Consider the following 18,809-nt stretch of genomic DNA (forward strand, 5'->3'; position numbering starts at 1 on the left):
TTGGTGGGAAGTTTCCCGTACAATCAGTGCTGAGCCCTCAACAAGTCCCCAAGCCCTTGCGCCTCGATCGGCTGGCTGATCAGGTAGCCCTGCACCTCATCGCACTGCTCGTTCCTGAGAAACGCCAACTGATCTTCCCGCTCCACGCCTTCGGCCACTACCTTCAACGACAAGCCATGTGCCATGGCGATGATTGCCCGGGTGATCGCCGCATCCTCACTGCCCTCCCCCAACCCGCGAATGAAGGCCTGATCGATCTTCACGTAGTCCACGGGAATCCGCTTGAGATAGCTTAAGGACGAATAGCCCGTGCCAAAGTCGTCGATCGCCAGCGTCACGCCCAGGTCGCGCAGTTGCTGGAACGTAGCGATGATATGTTCGACGCTGTCGAGCAATTGGCTCTCGGTCAGTTCCAGCTCCAGATACCGAGGCTCCAGCCCGGTTTCCTCCAGCACCTGCCGTACCAGGCTGACCAACTTGCCCTGGCGCAACTGATGCACCGACAGGTTGACCGATACCCTGATCGGCGCGAGCCCCTGGCGCTGCCATTCACACGCCTGCCAGCACGCCTGGCGCAACACGAACTCGCCAATCGGCCCGATCAGCCCGGTTTCCTCGGCCAGCCCGATGAAGTCGCCCGGCGGGACCCGCCCCATGGCTGGATGGTCCCAGCGCACCAACGCCTCCGCGGCATTCAGGCGGCCGGTGGCCAGGCACAATTTGGGTTGATAGAAGACCTTCAGTTGCTGCTCTTCAAGGGCCTTGCGCAGCTGGTTCTCCAACTGCAGGCGCTCCAGGGTGCTGGCCTGGAGGCTGTCGGTGTAGAACTGGAAGTTGTTGCCGCCCAAGTGCTTGGCATGTTGCATGGCCATGTTCGCCTGGCTGACCAGTGCGGAGACTTCCCGCGCATTGTCGGGCAGCAGGCTGATGCCAATGGACGCGCTGACCACCAGCTCATGGCCTTCGATGGTCAGCGGCAAGCGCAACTTGGCCGACAGCCGCGTGGCGACCCGCGCCAGGCTGGAGAGATTGCCATAGGCATCGAACAGTACGCCGAACTCATCGCCGGACAAGCGGGCAATGGTGTCGGCCTCGGGCAGCGCATTGATCAGGCGACGGGCCATTTTCTGCAGCAACTGGTCGGCGATGTCGTGACCCAGGCTGTCGTTGAGCAATTTGAAGCGGTCCAGATCGATGTGCAGCAGCGCCAGGCTGCGCCGTCCACCCTGGCGTACCCGCTGATGCGCTTCCTGCAAGCGTTCGCGAAACAGTGAACGGTTCGCCAGCCCGGTCAATTCGTCGTAGTGAGTCAGGTAGCGCATCCGCTCTTCGGATTCGCGCCGCGCTGAAAGATCGGCAAAGAAGCCGACGATATGGCTGACATTGCCCCGGGCATCACGCACCACGTTCAGGTGCAGCCACTGCGGATACAGCTCGCCGTTGGCCCGCGCTTCCACCAGTTCGCCCTGCCAGGTGCCATGTTGCTTGAGCGACTGGCGGATGACCGGGTAGTGCCGGCGTGCGTCGCGACTGCATGGCAGATCCACCACATTGCGGCCGAGTATGTCGTCGATGCTGAAGCCGGTCACCCGGGTGAAGGCCTGGTTCGCGGCCAGCAGCACGAAGCCCGGATCGAAAATCACGATGCCTTCGCTGGCGGCCTCGAACACCGTGGCCGCCAGTTGCCGCTGTTGCTCCTGCTCCTTGGTAGCGCTGATGTTTCGCCGCGTGCCGACCATGCGCAACACCCGACCGCCAGCGCTGCGCTCCACGGCCCGGCCACGGTCTTCGATCCAGACCCAGTGACCGTCGCCGTGACGCACGCGGTACTCGATCTGGTAATCCTCGCTGCGGCCCTTGAGGTGCTCGACGAGGGCCCGCTTGAGGGCCGGCAGGTCCTGGGGATGCAAGCGCGGGGTGAGATGGCTGAGCATTGCCGTGACGTACTCGGGCTCCAGGCCGAACAATTCCTTGAGCTGGGTGTGGTGGACTTCGTCGGTTTGCAGATTCCAGTCCCACAACCCCAGCTCACTGGCCTTGAGCGCGAGGGCCAGGCGCGCCTCGCTCTTGCTCAGGGCCTGGCTGGCCAGCTCCAGCTCGTGGCTGCGTTGCGCGACCCGTGCCTCCAGGCCAACCTGGGCGGCCCGCAATTTGTCTTCCGCCGTGCGACGTTGCTCGACCTCGCGGGCCAGTGCCTCGTTGAGCTGCCCGCCGCGGGCTTGCGCCTGTTGCAAGTGTTCGATCAGCGCCTGGTTCTGGAACCGCCGCAGCAGGCCGTTCTGGATCAGCCGATTGACCTGCCAGGCCACGACACTCAGCGAAACCAGCACCACCAGTCCAAGCCAACCCCAGCCGTGCTGCTGCTCATCACCGCCCCAGAAGAGATAGCCGATGGCCGGCAACAGGCACGGCAGGGTAAATGACAGGAAGGCTGGAAGGCTCACGGCATAGGCGACACTGGCCGAGAGCGTGGCGGCGCCGATCAGGCCGAATACCCAGGCCTGCTGCTGGAAGCTGTCGGCCGGCACCAACGCGATGCCAGCACCGGCCAGGGTCAGGCCGGTCATCGCCGAGCCCAGCAGGAACATGCGCAACCAGATCGGGTGTGCCTGGCGGCTGGGTATCGCCGAGTCGAACGCGGCGACCTGGATCACCCGCAACGCGACCAGCGACAGCAACCAGACCAGCCAGACGCTGACCAGGAAATAGCGCCGGGGCTCCCACAGCAGCGCGGCGCAGACCAGGCCATTGATCAACATGAACAGCGTAGGCAGCAGCGAGCCCTGGTACAGCAACCGTGTACGCTCTACCGCCATCTCCGTGGCGTACTGCTTGCGAATGACCCGCGGCTCCACACAAGGGCCCGCCAGATCGGAATTAAGGGTCATAGGCACTGTTCTTGTTCTTATTCAGAGGGCACGGAGAACCCGAAAACGAGCACCGAGCATACACAAGCCCGAGGCCATCCCACACTGCTCCAGCTCATAAAAATACGGAAAATACTCGCCTGTTCCTCACCCCGCGGCCTCTGCAAGCGAGCACTGACAACGGCTGCAGCCCATGACCAACCGGTCATCCTCAAACGATCTTTCATCGGCTCAGGCGAAGCGGAGTTTGCCCGGGGTGGCGCCGCACCCTAGAATGCCCCGATGCGCGATGATCTCTCCCTTCTGCTGAATTCCCTCAACGATGCCCAACGCCAGGCCGTAGCCGCCTCCGTGGGTCGTCAGTTGGTCCTGGCCGGTGCTGGCTCCGGTAAAACCCGAGTGCTGGTGCACCGTATCGCCTGGTTGATCCAGGTCGAGAACGCCTCGCCTCATTCGATCCTGTCGGTGACCTTTACCAACAAGGCCGCGGCCGAGATGCGGCATCGCATCGAGCAGTTGATGGGCATCAACCCCGCCGGCATGTGGGTCGGTACCTTCCACGGCCTGGCGCACCGCTTGCTGCGGGCCCATTGGCAGGAAGCCGGCCTGAGCCAGACCTTCCAGATCCTGGACAGTGACGACCAGCAACGCCTGGTCAAACGCGTGATCCGCGAACTGGGCCTGGACGAGCAGCGCTGGCCGGCCCGCCAGGCCCAGTGGTTCATCAACGGCCAGAAGGACGAAGGCCTGCGCCCGCAACACATCCAGGCCAGCGGCGACCTGTTCCTGGCGACCATGCTCAGCATCTACGAAGCCTACGAGGCGGCCTGCCAGCGCGCCGGGGTCATCGACTTCTCCGAGCTGCTGCTGCGGGCGCTGGACCTGTGGCGTGATCATCCCGGCCTGCTGGAGCACTACCAGAAGCGTTTCCGCCATGTGCTGGTGGACGAGTTCCAGGACACCAACGCCGTGCAATACGCGTGGTTGCGCCTGCTCGCCAAGGGTGGAGACAGCCTGATGGTGGTGGGCGACGACGACCAGTCCATCTACGGCTGGCGCGGTGCCAAGATCGAGAACATCCACCAGTACTCGGCGGACTTCCCGGACGCCGAAGTCATCCGCCTGGAACAGAACTACCGCTCCACCGCCGGTATCCTCAAGGCCGCCAACGCCCTGATCGCCAATAACACCGGGCGCCTGGGCAAGGAACTGTGGACCGACGGCGGCGAAGGCGAGGCCATCAACCTCTATGCCGCCTTCAACGAACACGATGAAGCCCGCTATGTGGTGGAAACCATCGAGAGCGCGTTGAAAACCGGGCTGGCGCGCAGCGACATCGCCATCCTGTACCGCTCCAACGCCCAGTCGCGGGTGCTGGAAGAGGCCTTGCTGCGCGAACGGATCCCGTACCGCATCTATGGCGGCCAGCGCTTCTTCGAACGCGCCGAAATCAAGAACGCCATGGCCTACCTGCGCCTGATCGAAGGCCGCGGCAACGACGCGGCCCTGGAGCGGGTGATCAACGTGCCGACGCGAGGCATTGGCGAAAAGACCGTCGAAGCGATTCGCGATCACGCACGCCACAGCCATGTGTCCATGTGGGAGGCCATGCGCCAGTTGGTGGCCAACAAGGGCGTCACCGGGCGCGCGGCCGGCGCACTGAAGGCGTTCATGGACCTGATCGAAGACCTGGCCGCCAAGTGCGTGGAGATGCCGCTGCACCTGATGACCCAGACCGTCATCGAACAGTCCGGCCTGATCGCCTACCACGAAGCGGAAAAAGGCGAGAAAGGCCAGGCTCGGGTGGAAAACCTTGAGGAACTGGTCAGCGCGGCACGCAACTTCGAGAACACCGAGGAAGACGCGGAGCTATCACCCCTGGCGGCGTTCCTCGGGCATGCCTCCCTGGAAGCCGGCGACACCCAGGCCGACGAGCACGAAGACAGCATCCAGTTGATGACCCTGCACAGCGCCAAGGGCCTGGAATTCCCCTACGTGTTCCTGGTGGGCATGGAGGAAGGCTTGTTTCCCCACAAGATGAGCCTGGAAGAACCCGGACGCCTGGAAGAGGAACGGCGTCTTGCCTACGTCGGCATCACCCGGGCCATGCAGAACTTGGTCATGACCTATGCCGAGACCCGACGCTTGTATGGCAGCGAGACCTACAACAAGGTGTCGCGCTTCGTACGTGAAGTGCCCAAGGGCCTGATCCAGGAAGTGCGCCTGTCCAACAGCGTCAGCCGGCCGTTCGGCGGCCAGTCGCAAGGCACCAGCAGCCTGTTCGGTGGCAGCGATATCCCGGAAACCGGCTTCAGCCTCGGCCAGGCCGTACGGCATTCGGTGTTCGGCGATGGAGTGATCCTCAACTTCGAAGGCGCCGGCGCCCAGGCCCGGGTGCAGGTGAACTTCAGCGAAGGCAGCAAATGGCTGATGCTGGGGTATGCCAAGCTCGAAGCGATCTGAACCGGCCACAAAGCGGGTCTTTCCCTGTAGGAGCGAGCAGGCTCGTTCCTACAGCAAGGTTGCCTTCAGTTCTCCGACAGAACTTATGCATCTTTCCTACAGCCAAAAGCGAACAAGCCCTCTTGCGCGATTGAAGCTGAACCTCACCTGTCGCGCAAAAGCCCGAAACACTCTGCCGCTAGCCAGCACCACTTCACCTGTGCAACATGGCGCGTGTGCTATTCACAAATGGGAATGCCTTTATATGAAACGTTTTCTTAGCATCGCCATGGCGCTGTGCATTGGCCTGACGATGGCCATCGATGCCAACGCCGCCAAGCGCTTTGGCGGTGGTAAAAGCTCGGGGGCCGCTCCGACTCACCAAACCAGCCAGATGGCGCCTTCTTCGGCAGCCGGTTCCACGGCGGCCACCGCCGGTGCGGCCGGTGCCGCTGGCGCTGCCACCAAGGCCAGCGGCGCTTCGCGCTGGCTCGGCCCATTGGCCGGCATCGCCGCCGGTGGCCTGCTCGCCTCCATGTTCATGGGCGACGGCTTCCAGGGCATGCAGATCTTCGACATCCTGATCATGGCGGTCATCGCCTTCCTGGTGTTCCGCTTCATCGCCGCCCGCCGTCGCAAGCAGCAGGAGCAGTTCGCTCCGGCCGGCGCGCCGATGCAGCGTGAAGTGTTCAACCAGCAACCCGCTGGCGGTTCGATCTTCGGTGGTTCGGCAGCGCCCGTGGCGGCCCGTCCGGTCATCAACGCACCCGCCTGGTTCAACGAACAGCGTTTCGTCGAAGCTGCCCGCAGCCACTTCCAGGCCCTGCAGGAGCATTGGGACGCGAACGAGATGGACAAGATCGCCGAATTCGTGACCCCACAGCTGCTGGAGTTCCTCAAGCGCGAGCGTGCCGAGTTGGGTGACGGCTTCCAGTCCACTCACATCGACAATCTGCACGTGCAGTTGGACGGCGTCGATGATCGTGCCGACAAGACCATCGCCACCCTGACCTTCAGCGGCGTGTCGAAAAACTCCCGCTTCGACCAGGGCGAAGCGTTCAGCGAAAGCTGGAACATGGAACGTGCCCAGGGCGATGACCAGCCTTGGCTGGTAGCCGGTATCCGCCAGAACAGTTGAACCTTGGCGCGTTTTGCATGTTGAAATAAAAGAACCCCGGCCCCGGCCGGGGTTTTCTATTTCGCGGTTGCATCTATAGCGAGCTACTGTATAAACCGCTCCATACAAAACCGCGCCATCGAGAAAGAGGATCCCCGGACGTGGAAGAAATCATCGAACAATTGCGTGAAGCCAACGAACCCGTGCCGGTTCCGCTGGAGTTGCCCGACGAAGACCTGCTGGTAGAGATCGAAGAGCAGCTGTTCATCGATATCCCGTTCGTCTTCAGGGAGTTTTTGCTGACCGTCAGCGATGTCGTCTACGGCAGCCTGGAGCCGGTCACCGTTACCGACCCACAGTCACACACCTACCTGCCGGAAGTGGCTGCCAACGCCTGGGACGCCGGCGTCGACCGCAGCCTGATTCCGATCTGCCAGGATGGCGACGATTACTACTGCGTCGAAGAAGACGGCACCGTGGTGCTGTGGCAAGCCGAAGAAGAACTGATCGCCGAGGAAACCTGGGAATCGGTCTGGCACTGGGCCCGGGACGTCTGGCTGGAAAGCTGATCGACGCTCGCCGCGGCCAATCAATGCCCGGACGACTCCTTGTGATTGTCCAGGGTTTCGAGCAAGGCCACCTGCATCCGTGTGTGCAGGCGCACGAACCAGCGCCAGAGCAGCGCGGCCACGGCGATGGCCACCACGGCGATCAGAACCAGTAGCTTGTTGGTCGGCAAAATACTGGCCGACAAGGCTGCCAATAGCAGGAAAATCATCAGCAACGAAAGAATCGGGATCACTTCGGCGATCACCCGACGCACGCGCTGGGTGTGACGGCCGGCCATCTCCGGCTTCACGCCCAGCTCTGCCAGCAGCATCGACAGCGCCTTGAGCTTGCGGTACGCGGCAATCAGGAACGGCAGCGACAACAGCAACGCCCCTCCCCAGATCAACGCTTTTTGCCAGCTTGGGTCACTGATCCAAGCTTGCAGGTAAGCCGACATGCCTTCGGCAAAATAACCACCCGAGACAAAGATCGCGATCACCAGCGCCAGATTGACGCCCACCTGGAGCAGAATCCGTCGGATCATCGAAGCCACCATCGCCCCCTCGCCTTGGGGCTGGATGCTGCGCAACCACTCACCGTACATCCCCAGTACCCGCGTCAGACGTTTCGGCATGACGGTCGCCAACCTTACGGACAGCGGGTCGGCGGCTCGGATCAGGTAAGGCGTCATCAGCGTGGTTAGGACCGAAACGGCGACCGCGACCGGATAGAGGAAATCGCTGGTGACCTGCAGGGCCATCCCCAACGAAGCGATGATGAAAGAAAATTCGCCGATCTGTGAAAGCCCCATCCCAACTCGCAACGAGGTACGCCCGTCGTTCCCGGCGATGAAGGCGCCGAGCCCGCAGGACAGCAATTTGCCCAGCACCACTGCGGCGGTGATCACGGCAATCGGCCAGGCGTACTGCAGCAATATGGCCGGATCGAGCATCAAGCCAATGGCCACAAAGAAAATCGCACTGAAGAGATCGCGCACCGGCTCTACCAGCCGCTCGATTTTCAGCAACTGCCGCGACTCGGCCATGATCGCGCCGATCAGGAAGGCCCCGAGCACCATGCTGTATTCCAGCTTCACCACCAGCAGGCAGAAGCCGAAACACAGGCCCAGTACGGTAATCAACAGCATCTCGTTGCTGTCGAACTTTGCCACATAGGCCAGCAGCCTCGGCACCAGCAGGATGCCGATCACCAGCGCGACAATCATGAACAACGACAACTTGCCGACCGTGGAAAACACCTCGCCAGAGCTCACCGTGCCGCTGACGGCAATACTCGAGAGCAAGGCAATGATGCCGATGCCCAGGATGTCCTCGACGATCAGGACGCCGAAGATCAGCTGGGCGAAACGTTCATTCTTCATCTTCAGGTCGTTGAGGGCCTTGACGATGATGGTCGTCGAGGAAATGGCCAGGATCGCGCCCAGGAACAGCGAGTCCATGGTGCCCCAGTCAAACCAGCGCCCTATTTCGTAGCCGATCCAGATCATCAGTACAATTTCGAGGAATGCCGCGATGAACGCGGTAGCCCCAACCTTGAACAGCTTGCGCAGGCTGAACTCCAGGCCCAGGCAAAACATGAGGAAGATCACCCCCAGCTCCGCCAGGGTCTTGATCGTGTCTTCGTCGTGGATGAAGCCGAATGGCGGCGTGTGCGGGCCGATGATGAAACCGGCGACGATGTAGCCCAGCACTACCGGTTGCTTGAAACGGTGGAAGAGTACAGTCACCACCCCCGCTACCATCATGATGATCGCCAGATCCTGGATAAAACTGATGGCATGCATGGCGCGGCTCCCTGTTCCCGATGACCCAACGCAGGGCTGGATAAGTCCGTTTCAGTTGTAGGAAATGCCCTCACATGGGCTTTTTGAAGGGTAACACCGCGACTTCCGACAAAAAGACGGTGCAATATAAGGAAACAGATCCATCGGCGCGTGACGGCAAACACAGGCCCAGCGTCCCGATATCGGTGGTATGCAAAGTGTGTCGCCTGCAGCCTCCCCATGAGCGCCCGTAGAGGTGCCTTCCTACATCGCTGCCTTGAACCGTGAGTACGTTATGGAACCCGGAAACGCCCAACTGTCGATGACGGTGTTGATGACCCCTGATATGGCCAACTTCTCTGGCAATGTCCATGGCGGTACCCTGCTCAAATACCTCGACGAAGTCGCCTACGCCTGTGCCAGCCGCTACGCCGGGCGCTATGTAGTGACGCTGTCGGTTGACCAGGTGATTTTCCGTGAGCCGATTCATGTCGGCGAGCTGGTGACCTTCCTCGCGTCGGTGAACTACACCGGTAACACGTCGATGGAAGTCGGCATCAAGGTCGTGACCGAGAACATTCGTGAACGCTCGGTGCGCCATACCAACAGCTGCTTCTTCACCATGGTCGCGGTGGACGATCAGCGCAAACCCGCTGCCGTCCCGCCACTGCAACCGCAGAACAGCGAGGAGAAACGCCGCTTCGAACAGGCCAAACAACGTCGCCAGATCCGCCAGGAACTGGAAAAACGTTATCAGGAGATCAAGGCCGACGGGCCGTAACGGCACCGCAGAAAAGATGGGAGCGGGCTTGTCCGCTCCCACAAAGCACGCAGCAGCCTGGGGTGATCAGAGGCTGATCGGCACCGCCTCGAAGCGCACTCGCGGATGGGCGATGCGGTCCTGGGCGCGAACCAGCTCCAGCTCGTAACTGGCGCATGCCTGGGTTTCCAGCAGCACCTCATGAACAGCGGCGGCGGTGAATTCGAAGGCCGCCACCAGGCTGTCCCCCAACAGTATCCGCGCCAGGAACAGCCCCGACGTCAGGTCACCCACGCCCACCGGCTGACGCGGGAAGGCCAGCAGCGGCCGGCGCAGGTGCCAACTGCCATCGGCGGTCACCAGCAGCATTTCAAAACTGTCTTCAGGCTTGCCAGGGTAGGCCAGGTGCTTGACCAGCACCGCCTTAGGCCCACGGATCAGCAACGCCCGGGCCATGGCCAGACAATCGAGTAATGACTGCGCCTTGCGTCCCGAGAAACTGTCCAGCTCCAGTTGGTTCGGGCACATGAGGTCCGCCACGGCAGCGGCTTCTTCCAGCAGAAACGCGCTCACCTCGGGCGCCACGATGCAGCCCTTCTCAGGATGCCCCATGACCGGATCGCACAGGTACAACGCCTTCGGATTGGCCGCCTTGATCCGCGCGACACCGGTCAGAATCGCCCGCCCCTGGGCGGCGCTGCCCAGGTAGCCAGACAGCACCGCGTCGCATTGACCCAACTCACCGATGGCCGCGATGCCCTCCACCAGGGCCGGGATCTGCTGCGGCGCCAGCACCTCTCCGGCCCATTGGCCGTACTGGGTGTGATTGGAAAACTGCACGGTGTTGAGCGGCCAGACGTTGACCCCGACCCGCTGCATCGGAAACACGGCGGCGCTGTTGCCGGCATGACCGAATACCACATGAGACTGGATGGCAAGCAGATGAGGTGTACGTTTCATGCGGGAAGTTTCCGTAAAACGATTGAAATTCAAGCCGCGCAGTATGCGACTAAACGCAGCCTGTACGACAGACCGGCGACACAGTTAAGCTGATGGCAACTTGTTGGAGCACTTCGTTCATGCTGACCCTTGGAAACATCTTCGTGCTGATGCTGCTGGCCACCGGCGGCGCCTGGCTGTGGCACAACCATGGTTTGCGTGAACGGGCGCTGGCAAGGGTCATGCAGCATTGCGCCCAGCTCAAGATCGAATTGCTCGACGGCAACGTGGCACTGAAGAAGATCGGGTTCGTGAAGGACGCCAACGGCCGACGACGCTTGGCGCGTATTTATAACTTCGAATTCACTGTCACGGGCGAAACCCGCCACTCGGGCACCATTACCCAGTTCGGCGCCCACAGTGCGCACATCGAACTGGCGCCCTACCCGATGCCATTCGAAGAAACCCCACCCGCACCGATCGAACCGGTCCAGACCCGGCCCAGGGCCGAAGTCATTGAACTGAGCCAGTGGCGACAGGAACACAACAAGTGGAAGCCCTGAACCAGCGCAGGTTCAGAGGCACCGGCATGTCGCCAGACCGGCCTGCAACATAGCCACGTCTTGCGGCCTGTCAAAGATCAGCTCGACCCGTGAATCCTGTCGCCATTCGCTGGGGTGCCAGTGCGGCGTCGCCCCTTCCACCGCGTTGGCCGACCACCAACCGTCGGCGCCGTGGATCACCATCTTCGCCCGCTTCCAGGCGCAGCTTTGCAGCCACTGGATCACCGCCGCCGTATCGAACCGTTGGCTGGGGTGCCAGCGCCACCCGATGCTCCAGGCAGTCTCTTGCTGTTGGAACAGGCAAATCGGCAGCGATGGGTCGCTCCAGACTGCCGGCAGCGCACCCACGCCATGGGGCAGTTTCGGATGAGCCACGGCCTCGCGCCCTCGAGCGGCCAGCCCCGGCAATCGATCAAGGGGCAACGCCGCGTGTTGGGTCCAGTGCAGCGCGCGCCCAGGCAATTGCCCGGCCACACGTTCGCGATCAGCTTGTGTGAGGGTCTCGGACTTGTTCAGTACCAGTAATCCCGCATCCGCCAGGGTTTCCAGCTGGGCGTCGGGCACTGGCCTGCCGTCCGCCAGCGCCCGCGCATCGAGCACCAACACGCAGGGTTGCACCGCCAGCACGCCGAGCCATGGCGCCTCGTTCAATTGCTGCATCAACTGCACGGGATGGCCCAGGCCCGAGGGCTCGATGAACAACCGGTCCGGTCGCGCCTTGCGCAGCAGTCGACCCAGGCCGATCTGGAACGGCACGCCGTTGACGCAACACAGGCAACCCCCGGCCACCTCGCCCAGTGCGATACCATCGGCAGCTCGGGTCAGCAGCGCGGCGTCCAGGCCGATCTGGCCGAACTCGTTGATCAGCACCGCCCAGCGCTCGTTGGCCGGACGCTGGGCCAGCAACTGCTGGATCAGGCTGGTCTTGCCGGCGCCCAAGGGGCCGGCGATGACATGGGTGGGAATGTGCTGCAACATAATCGACGGCTTTCGATGGAGGTGAAGATGCGGATGATGGGCGGGTTGTTGCTGGCGCTGGCGTCAAGCCAGGTGCTGGCCCAGGCTTGCGTGGTCCACAGCCAGGCGGAACGGCTGGATGTGAAAGTCTGCCAGCAGAACCGCAACATCCCAGCGAAGCTGTTCGCCGACGGTTTCTGCCAACCCAACCTTGCTGGCCAGAAAGTCGACGTGCAGTACGTTGATCAATGCCCTGGCGGCGCGTTCGGCATTTGCAGCAACGCCCAAGTCGCCAATATGCCTTATCGCCAGGATATTCACTATTACGGCGTGGCCACCGATGCCGCGTACCTCAAGCCATTTTGCCAGGGGCAGAACCAGGGCACCTGGCTCGCCCCTTAAGCCAGCCAATCCAGCGTGAGGATCAGCCGGCGCTGCCCCGGGGCAAGCGCCGGCGAGCGATGAATCAGGCCCCGGCCTTCGTTGCCGTGCCATTTCTCGCCCTTCAGCAAGCCCACGTCACCGCTGCGAAACTGCTGGATGAGGCGTGGATCGCCAGGCTCCGCCGCGGGCTCGGCAAGCCGTCGCCGATCCATTGCGCCTTCCTCAAGCCACTGGCTGCCAACGCCCGCATACGTGGTCAACAATCGCACCGGCACGTGATCCACGTGAAAGCGCGGGCACATGGCCTTGTCCAATGTCCGCAGGCGCAGGCCGACACGCCGCGCGCCCAGCAAGCACGCAAACGCACTGACCAGCCAGGCGACGTCAGCGATGAACCCATCGTGGCCTTGCAGATCCACGAAGCCTGCGGCCAGGCCGGCCAGGTTTGGCGCGGTCTCGTCGTCCGGTATTTCAAGCACCCGTGATTCGGCGAGAGGTTGGTCCATCGACAGCACCATCGCCGCAAAATCGCTGATGTGCGCGGGAAGCTGGCGCTGCCACACCGCCAGGTTGGTGTCGTCGGCCAAGACCTGGGCCAGCGTCTGCGGGGTATCACCTTGCACCTGGCGCGTCACGACGCAGTGCAGCAGTGGCGCCGCCATCACGCTGCAACCTCGTCATGCCAGGTGCCGAACGGGTCCGGCAACCGACGCCACGCCTCGACACCGAGGGCCATTTCCGCATCGGTCAGCAGACAGGCGTCCAGTTCGGCGGTGAGTCGGGCAAAATCGAGGCCCTGGCCGATGAAGACCAGTTCCTGGCGACAGTCGCCCGTGGCGGCGAGCCAATGGTTCATGATCGCCGCGGTGCTTTCCGGGTCCTGTGGCCACTGGTCCTTGGGGACGAAGCGCCACCAGCGTCCGGCAAAGCCATGCCGCATCAAACCGCCCGCCTGGGACCAACTGCCCGCCTCCTCAGGTTTGCTGGCCAACCAGAAGAAGCCCTTCGAACGTAGGAGTTTACCCTGGGTCCATGGCCGGTCGATGAAGTCGAAAAAGCGCTGGGGATGAAACGGCCGGCGCGCCCGGTAGGCTGTCGAGGCAATGCCGTACGCCTCGGTTTCCGACACATGTTCGCCACGCATTTCTCGGAGCCAGCCGGGGGCCTGGGCGGCGCGCTCAAAGTCGAACAGGCCGGTGTCGAGGATTCGCCCCAAAGGCACCTGCCCCATCGTCATGGGAATGACCTGCGCCTGGGCATTGAGGCGTTGCAGGATCGCCATCAGTTCTTCCCGCTCGTCACGACTGATCAGGTCGATCTTGCTGATCAGAATCACATCGGCAAACTCGACCTGCTCAATCAGCAGGTCGGTGATGGAGCGTTCGTCCTCCTCCCCCAATGTTTCTCCTCGGGATGCGAGGCTCTCGGCGGCTTGATAATCCAGTAGGAAATTCACCCCATCCACCACCGTTACCAGGGTGTCGAGCCGGGCAACATCGGCCAGGCTCCGACCTTGGTCATCACGGAAGGTGAAGGTTTCAGCCACCGGCAACGGTTCGGAGATACCGGTGGATTCGATCAGCAGATAATCGAAACGCCCTTCCCTGGCGAGGCGGCCAACCTCCTCCAACAAATCCTCGCGAAGGGTGCAGCAAATGCAGCCATTGCTCATTTCCACGAGTTTTTCCTCAGCGCGGTTAAGTGTCACATCGCGCTGGACTTCGCTGCCATCGATGTTGATCTCGCTCATATCGTTGACGATCACCGCGACTCGCAGATTATCTCGATTGCGCAGGACATGGTTGAGCAAGGTACTTTTTCCGGCGCCGAGAAATCCGGAGAGCACAGTGACGGGAAGGCGATTGGGCATGGGGTCTATCCTCATCGGGCAACCCGCCTGGGTCACGACGGACGCGCGCAACGGCCCGTCCTCGGACCCAGGCGAGTCTTAGGTATATTTATGTTATAGTATAACGATATCCTCCTGCCACCCCCCGTCTTCCGAGAACGCGCCATGGTTAAACCTCTGCGATTCGTCGTAGCGAGCACATTGCTGCTATGGACTCTGGGCGCAGCCTCGGCACAAAGTCCGCTGCTGGCGACCTGTACACGCAGCGCAAATTTGCTGGCGTGCGTAGATGGGCAAGGCAATGCCTACAGCGTCATGACAGCTGGAAAGACGGTCTACTTGCGCGGATTTGAAATGGCCAGCCGGCGCTACTGGGCGCAAACCAATGATCGGTATGGTCAGCTCACCTTCTTCACAGGCGTAGCCTCCAACGGCGAAAGTTGGGTGGGTTACAGCCGGCGTGTGGGATGGACAACGATCAACCGTTTCGCCAGCTCAGGCGGCAGCGCTGGCGCATTTATCTGCGGTCGCCTCAACGGTTGCCAGAACTCAATGCCTTGATGTTTCACGTGGAACGCAGGCACATGAAACTCCGTTCATGAACAAAGAGTGTTCGAATTTTATGTAATACTATAACATCAACTTTGAACACATCACGGACTTCGACCATGAATGCGTTAACACTGCCAGACGTGGCTGCGCAGGTTTCACGCGAAACCCTTCCCCTCGATTGGGTGGGAATGTGCGGCATCGCGACCCCGGTTTTGATCAACGGACAACGCCTGGGCGCAACCGCCGATGCAGGTGTCAGCCTGGATGACGGCACCGCTCGGGGCATTCACATGTCTCGCTTGTACGTGGCGCTGGAAACGCTCGAAGACGCACCATTGGCTCCATCACTGATGCGCGAAATCCTCCAGCAGTTCCTCGACAGCCATGAGGGCCTGTCGCGCGCAGCCTCTTTGAGCATTCACACCGATGTGTTGCTCAAGCGACCGGCATTGGTCAGTCCGCTGGCCGGTTGGAAAAGCTACCCAGTAAGCATCGAAGCGCACTTGGAAAATGCAATGTTCCACGTGGAACTGCGCATTCAAATTCCCTATTCCTCCACCTGCCCCTGCTCGGCCGCGCTCGCCCGGCAGTTGATCCAACAACAATTCGTCGACGATTTCGCAAACAAGCGACTCGAGCACGCGGAAGTTCTCGCCTGGCTGGGCTCATCTAATGGCATCGTCGCGACCCCTCACAGCCAACGCAGCACAGCCACCCTGACCCTACGCTTGAACACCGATTGCAACGACATGCCGCTGCTAGCCGTGATCGACAACGCTGAGGCCGCCCTCGGTACGGCGGTGCAAACAGCGGTCAAGCGTGCCGACGAGCAAGCGTTCGCCCTCGCCAACGGTCAGAACCTGATGTTCTGCGAAGACGCCGCCCGGCGATTGAACGCGGCGTTGAGTCCATTACCCAGCATCGTTGCCGGCCAGGTGCAAGTCGTTCATGCCGAAAGCCTCCACGCCCACGATGCCGTCGCCCACAGCCGTTGGCCTCGGGAGGCACCATGATCCGTTGCCAGGATCTGTGCTGGGGTGCTCCCGGACAACCCCTCACTCCGCCGCTGAACATGGAGCGACCGGCTGGCAGCCTGACCGCAATCATCGGTGCCAATGGTTCGGGCAAAAGCAGCCTGTTGAAAGTCCTGGCCGGGCTGCAAAAGCCGCTGTCCGGAAAAGTTGTGCTGGAGGTTCCACGTCGTGGCGGCGTTTCGTTCCTGCCCCAGCAGCAACACCTTGATCGTCAGTTTCCCATCAACGTGCAGGAACTGGTGGCTGCCGGCGCATGGGGAAACAAACACACCCCACTCATTCGTAAGCAGTTGCTGCAAAGCGCACTGGATGATTGGGCACTGACCGGCCTCGAACGCCGACCGTTGATGGCGCTGTCCGGAGGTGAGTTGCAACGCGCCTTGCTCGCCCGCCTGAGCCTGGCCGAAGCGCCGCTGCTGTTGCTTGATGAACCTCATGCTGCCCTTGATGAACAAGGTCAGGCCCTGCTGTGGAAACACATCCACGGCTGGCATGCCGAAGGTCGAACCGTGGTGGTGGTGTGTCATGATCTGGCTGCGGTACGCCAACATATTCCCCAAACGCTGCTGATTAAAAACACGGGTTGCACGCTGGGCCGAAGCGTCGAGCTGATTGCTCAACAACCCTGCGCGTGGGTGGCTTGATGCTCGCGGCCACTCATTTCTGGCAACCGTTCCAGGAGTTCCTCTTCATGCGGCGGGCCTTGCTGGGCGGCCTGGTGCTGGCGTGCAGCACCGCGCCGCTGGGCGTGTTCCTGATCCTGCGTCGCATGAGCCTGATCGGCGACGCCGTGGCCCATGGCATCCTGCCGGGGGCGGCGTTGGGCTTCTGGTTCGCCGGCCTCAGCCTGCCTGCCTTGACAATCGGCGGCCTCGGCGCGGGCTTGAGCATGGCCGGCCTCGCCGCTTGGATCACCCGGCGCACCGGCCTGCGGGAAGACGCCAGTCTTGCGGCGATTTATCCCATCTCACTGGCGGCCGGTGTGTTGATTCTCGGCATCGCCGGCAAGCGTCTGGATCTGCTCCACCTGCTATTCGGCTCGGCATTGGCGGTGGACGGTCCGACGCTTACCGGCATGCTCTGGGTCTCGGGGCTCAGCCTCCTGGCGCTGGCATCGATCTATCGCCCCCTGCTGCTCGATACCCTGGATCCTCTGTTCCTGCAAACCGTCAGTCGTCTTGGCCCGCTGGCCCATGGCGTGTTCCTGACCCTGGTGGTGTTGAACCTAGTGATCGGCTTCCAAGCCATTGGCGCATTGATGGTGGTCGGGCTGATGATGCTGCCGGCCGCCGCATCGCGATTCTGGAGCCGCCGCCTGCCGGTGCTGATGGCTGTGGCCGCGCTCCTGGGCTGTCTATCGGTTTGGCTGGGCCTGTTGTTGTCCTTCCATTTTTCACTGCCCAGCGGGCCATCCATCGTATTGGTGGCCGGCGTGCTGTACCTGCTGTCCGTGGTATTCGGTCCGGTGCACGGCCTTTTCCGCCGCCCACCCTTGCTCACATCCCAATGAGGTGTTTCCCGATGCGCGCTCTACTCGTGCTGTTCAGCCTGATGCTGTCCATGTCTTTATCCGCTGCCGAGAAACTCCAGGTGGTGACCAGCTTCAGCATCCTCGCCGACATGACCCAACAGATCGGCGGCGAACACGTGCACATCACCAACATGGTCGGGCCGGACGCCGATGCGCACACCTACGAACCCACGCCAGACGACGCCAAGGCGCTGCTGCGGGCGAAACTGATCATCAAGAATGGCTTGGGCTTCGAGCCGTGGCTGGATCGCCTGGTCACCAGCACCGAAACCACGGCGCCGGTGATCAGCGCCAGCCGTGGCGTGATCCCGCGCTCGCTGGATGAGGACGGTGAAACCGTTCCCGACCCGCACGCCTGGCATAACCTGGCGAATGCCGAGTTGTACGTGAGCAACATCACCAAGGCACTGGAAGCCGCTGACCCGGCCAACCGTACGGATTACCAACGCAACAGTCAGGCTTACTTGAAAAAGATCTACGCCCTGTTGGCCGAGGCCAAGGCCAAGCTCGGCGCATTACCGCCGGGCAATCGCAAGATCGTGACGTCCCACGACGCCTTTGGTTACCTGGGCCAGGCCTACGGCATCGAGTTCATGGCACCTCAGGGCTTGTCCACCGAACGTGAACCCTCGGCGGCCGAAGTCGCGGCGCTGATTACCCAGATCCGTCAAGCGAACGTCAAAGCGGTGTTCATGGAAAACATCAAGGATGCGCGCCTGCTCAAGCAGATCGCCGACGAAAGCGGCGCCCACATCGGCGGCACGCTGTACTCCGATGCACTCGCCGCCAGTGGCCCGGCCAGCACATTCACCGGTCTGTTCGAGTACAACCTCAACACCTTGTACGAGGCGTTGAGCAAACCCTGATCACATTGCGTCAGGTTTGTGGGAGCTCTCGGCTCCCACAAGGCCATTCATCTTTGGCCCGGCTTTCAAGCCCGCGGCTTGACCGTCCCGCAGTCCTGGCCTAACCACACCGCACGGGTATCGAGGCTGCCATTCTGCTGGATACCGGTGGCGTTGAAAGTGCCGCTCACCTTGGTCGTGAATTCCCGATCACTCTGGAACGTCGCAACACCATTGCCCTGTGCTTTCGGGCAACTGAAGCGGAATTTCCACTGATTGCCGGTCCGCTCGGTGATCTGCTGCTTGCAGCCCGACTGCGGGTCTTGCAGGGGAATATCATTGGTTTGCACCTGTGCCGGGGTCAGGCAGACGCGAATGCCTTTGCCGCCCATGGTAATGCCCTGCTTTTCCAGCATCGCCCGCTGCTCCGGGGTCATCTGATTTTGCACCTGGCCCAGGATCAACTGCAGGTCCGGCAGATTCTGGTTATCGACTTTCATATTGCTGGAGGTCAATTCCCATAATCCCGGCTGAAGCATTTGTGCCTGGGCCGCCACAGATACCGACAACCCCATCGCCATGGCCACACCCAGCAGACGAACATTCATTGCGAAAACTCCAGAGGACAAGTGGCCGT

Annotated in this window: 18 protein-coding genes; 11 read left to right on the top strand and 7 right to left on the bottom strand. The window is 61.9% G+C overall.

From position 1 onward, the window contains the following. Nucleotides 1-23: 23 nt before the first annotated feature. Nucleotides 24-2,888 (bottom strand): EAL domain-containing protein, encoded by a 2,865-nt coding sequence (locus KI241_RS27280; RefSeq protein WP_042732061.1) that lies wholly within the window; start codon nt 2,886-2,888, stop codon nt 24-26. A gap of 261 nt (nt 2,889-3,149) precedes the next feature. Here KI241_RS27280 and uvrD point away from each other — a divergent pair, with 261 nt between their 5' ends. The 3 genes from uvrD (at nt 3,150) to KI241_RS27295 (ending at nt 6,995) form a co-directional block, all read left to right on the top strand. Then, complete coding sequence (gene uvrD / locus KI241_RS27285) at nt 3,150-5,330, top strand: DNA helicase II (protein ID WP_212803179.1); 2,181 nt, start codon at nt 3,150-3,152, stop codon at nt 5,328-5,330. A gap of 244 nt (nt 5,331-5,574) precedes the next feature. Beyond that, the gene (locus KI241_RS27290; RefSeq protein ID WP_047735401.1) at nt 5,575-6,447 is read left to right on the top strand and encodes a Tim44 domain-containing protein; all 873 of its coding nucleotides are present in this window, start codon (nt 5,575-5,577) and stop codon (nt 6,445-6,447) included. A gap of 140 nt (nt 6,448-6,587) precedes the next feature. Beyond that, nucleotides 6,588-6,995, top strand: coding sequence for an SMI1/KNR4 family protein (locus KI241_RS27295; protein WP_042731763.1), 408 nt, complete (start codon nt 6,588-6,590; stop codon nt 6,993-6,995). Between the two features lie 20 nt (nt 6,996-7,015). Here KI241_RS27295 and KI241_RS27300 read toward each other — a convergent pair whose 3' ends face one another. Next, the gene (locus KI241_RS27300) at nt 7,016-8,779 is read right to left on the bottom strand and encodes a cation:proton antiporter (protein ID WP_212803180.1); all 1,764 of its coding nucleotides are present in this window, start codon (nt 8,777-8,779) and stop codon (nt 7,016-7,018) included. 274 nt (nt 8,780-9,053) lie between these two features. Between KI241_RS27300 and KI241_RS27305 the strand changes: the two genes are divergently transcribed. Next, nucleotides 9,054-9,539, top strand: coding sequence for an acyl-CoA thioesterase (locus tag KI241_RS27305; RefSeq protein WP_042731761.1), 486 nt, complete (start codon nt 9,054-9,056; stop codon nt 9,537-9,539). Between the two features lie 66 nt (nt 9,540-9,605). Here KI241_RS27305 and pdxY read toward each other — a convergent pair whose 3' ends face one another. After that, complete coding sequence (pdxY, locus tag KI241_RS27310) at nt 9,606-10,478, bottom strand: pyridoxal kinase PdxY (RefSeq protein ID WP_042731760.1); 873 nt, start codon at nt 10,476-10,478, stop codon at nt 9,606-9,608. 119 nt (nt 10,479-10,597) lie between these two features. Between pdxY and KI241_RS27315 the strand changes: the two genes are divergently transcribed. After that, complete coding sequence (locus KI241_RS27315; RefSeq protein WP_042731759.1) at nt 10,598-11,020, top strand: DUF3301 domain-containing protein; 423 nt, start codon at nt 10,598-10,600, stop codon at nt 11,018-11,020. Nucleotides 11,021-11,032: 12 nt separating this feature from the next. On the opposite strand, the gene KI241_RS27320 is transcribed toward KI241_RS27315, so the two are convergent. After that, nucleotides 11,033-11,998 carry a CobW-like GTP-binding protein gene (locus tag KI241_RS27320; RefSeq protein ID WP_212803181.1) on the bottom strand — a complete coding sequence of 322 codons (966 nt, stop codon included), beginning with the start codon at nt 11,996-11,998 and terminating at the stop codon, nt 11,033-11,035. Nucleotides 11,999-12,025: 27 nt separating this feature from the next. Here KI241_RS27320 and KI241_RS27325 point away from each other — a divergent pair, with 27 nt between their 5' ends. Further along, the gene (locus tag KI241_RS27325; RefSeq protein WP_042731757.1) at nt 12,026-12,379 is read left to right on the top strand and encodes a hypothetical protein; all 354 of its coding nucleotides are present in this window, start codon (nt 12,026-12,028) and stop codon (nt 12,377-12,379) included. Here KI241_RS27325 and KI241_RS27330 read toward each other — a convergent pair. Continuing rightward, nucleotides 12,376-13,023: a DUF1826 domain-containing protein gene (locus KI241_RS27330; protein WP_042731756.1), complete on the bottom strand. Its 648-nt coding sequence runs from the start codon at nt 13,021-13,023 to the stop codon at nt 12,376-12,378. The two genes, KI241_RS27325 and KI241_RS27330, sit on opposite strands and share 4 nt — an antisense overlap. Beyond that, nucleotides 13,023-14,231, bottom strand: a complete 1,209-nt coding sequence (gene zigA / locus KI241_RS27335) for a zinc metallochaperone GTPase ZigA (protein WP_042731755.1) — start codon at nt 14,229-14,231, stop codon at nt 13,023-13,025. Before zigA ends, KI241_RS27330 begins: the two co-directional genes overlap by 1 nt. Nucleotides 14,232-14,375: 144 nt before the next feature. On the opposite strand from zigA, the gene KI241_RS27340 reads away from it, so the two are divergent. From KI241_RS27340 to KI241_RS27360, 5 genes are all read left to right on the top strand, one after another. Then, complete coding sequence (locus KI241_RS27340) at nt 14,376-14,771, top strand: glutamine synthetase (protein WP_080922143.1); 396 nt, start codon at nt 14,376-14,378, stop codon at nt 14,769-14,771. 107 nt (nt 14,772-14,878) lie between these two features. Beyond that, nucleotides 14,879-15,775, top strand: coding sequence for a GTP cyclohydrolase FolE2 (folE2, locus tag KI241_RS27345; protein ID WP_212803182.1), 897 nt, complete (start codon nt 14,879-14,881; stop codon nt 15,773-15,775). After that, nucleotides 15,772-16,440, top strand: coding sequence for an ATP-binding cassette domain-containing protein (locus KI241_RS27350; protein WP_042729924.1), 669 nt, complete (start codon nt 15,772-15,774; stop codon nt 16,438-16,440). Before folE2 ends, KI241_RS27350 begins: the two co-directional genes overlap by 4 nt. Then, nucleotides 16,440-17,306, top strand: a complete 867-nt coding sequence (locus KI241_RS27355) for a metal ABC transporter permease (RefSeq protein WP_047735389.1) — start codon at nt 16,440-16,442, stop codon at nt 17,304-17,306. The genes KI241_RS27350 and KI241_RS27355 overlap by 1 nt, the downstream gene beginning before the upstream one ends. An 11-nt stretch (nt 17,307-17,317) precedes the next feature. Then, entirely contained in the window at nt 17,318-18,193 is an 876-nt protein-coding gene (locus KI241_RS27360) for a metal ABC transporter substrate-binding protein (RefSeq protein WP_042729922.1), read from the top strand. 65 nt (nt 18,194-18,258) lie between these two features. Here the strand turns inward: KI241_RS27360 and KI241_RS27365 are convergent, their stop codons facing one another. Beyond that, nucleotides 18,259-18,780, bottom strand: coding sequence for a DUF3617 domain-containing protein (locus tag KI241_RS27365; RefSeq protein ID WP_042729921.1), 522 nt, complete (start codon nt 18,778-18,780; stop codon nt 18,259-18,261). Nucleotides 18,781-18,809 lie beyond the last annotated feature (29 nt).

The organism is Pseudomonas sp. Cab53, from assembly GCF_018325965.1.
Classification (GTDB): domain Bacteria; phylum Pseudomonadota; class Gammaproteobacteria; order Pseudomonadales; family Pseudomonadaceae; genus Aquipseudomonas; species Aquipseudomonas chlororaphis_E.

Excerpts from the sequence above, each read along its gene's own strand:
- KI241_RS27280 (WP_042732061.1), bottom strand. The coding sequence starts at position 2,888 with ATGACCCTTAATTCCGATCTGGCGGGCCCTTGTGTGGAGCCGCGGGTC.
- uvrD (WP_212803179.1), top strand. The coding sequence starts at position 3,150 with ATGCGCGATGATCTCTCCCTTCTGCTGAATTCCCTCAACGATGCCCAA.
- KI241_RS27290 (WP_047735401.1), top strand. The coding sequence starts at position 5,575 with ATGAAACGTTTTCTTAGCATCGCCATGGCGCTGTGCATTGGCCTGACG.
- KI241_RS27300 (WP_212803180.1), bottom strand. The coding sequence starts at position 8,779 with ATGCATGCCATCAGTTTTATCCAGGATCTGGCGATCATCATGATGGTA.
- KI241_RS27305 (WP_042731761.1), top strand. The coding sequence starts at position 9,054 with ATGGAACCCGGAAACGCCCAACTGTCGATGACGGTGTTGATGACCCCT.
- pdxY (WP_042731760.1), bottom strand. The coding sequence starts at position 10,478 with ATGAAACGTACACCTCATCTGCTTGCCATCCAGTCTCATGTGGTATTC.
- KI241_RS27315 (WP_042731759.1), top strand. The coding sequence starts at position 10,598 with ATGCTGACCCTTGGAAACATCTTCGTGCTGATGCTGCTGGCCACCGGC.
- KI241_RS27320 (WP_212803181.1), bottom strand. The coding sequence starts at position 11,998 with ATGTTGCAGCACATTCCCACCCATGTCATCGCCGGCCCCTTGGGCGCC.
- KI241_RS27325 (WP_042731757.1), top strand. The coding sequence starts at position 12,026 with ATGCGGATGATGGGCGGGTTGTTGCTGGCGCTGGCGTCAAGCCAGGTG.
- KI241_RS27330 (WP_042731756.1), bottom strand. The coding sequence starts at position 13,023 with ATGGCGGCGCCACTGCTGCACTGCGTCGTGACGCGCCAGGTGCAAGGT.
- zigA (WP_042731755.1), bottom strand. The coding sequence starts at position 14,231 with ATGCCCAATCGCCTTCCCGTCACTGTGCTCTCCGGATTTCTCGGCGCC.
- KI241_RS27340 (WP_080922143.1), top strand. The coding sequence starts at position 14,376 with ATGGTTAAACCTCTGCGATTCGTCGTAGCGAGCACATTGCTGCTATGG.
- folE2 (WP_212803182.1), top strand. The coding sequence starts at position 14,879 with ATGAATGCGTTAACACTGCCAGACGTGGCTGCGCAGGTTTCACGCGAA.
- KI241_RS27350 (WP_042729924.1), top strand. The coding sequence starts at position 15,772 with ATGATCCGTTGCCAGGATCTGTGCTGGGGTGCTCCCGGACAACCCCTC.
- KI241_RS27355 (WP_047735389.1), top strand. The coding sequence starts at position 16,440 with ATGCTCGCGGCCACTCATTTCTGGCAACCGTTCCAGGAGTTCCTCTTC.
- KI241_RS27360 (WP_042729922.1), top strand. The coding sequence starts at position 17,318 with ATGCGCGCTCTACTCGTGCTGTTCAGCCTGATGCTGTCCATGTCTTTA.
- KI241_RS27365 (WP_042729921.1), bottom strand. The coding sequence starts at position 18,780 with ATGAATGTTCGTCTGCTGGGTGTGGCCATGGCGATGGGGTTGTCGGTA.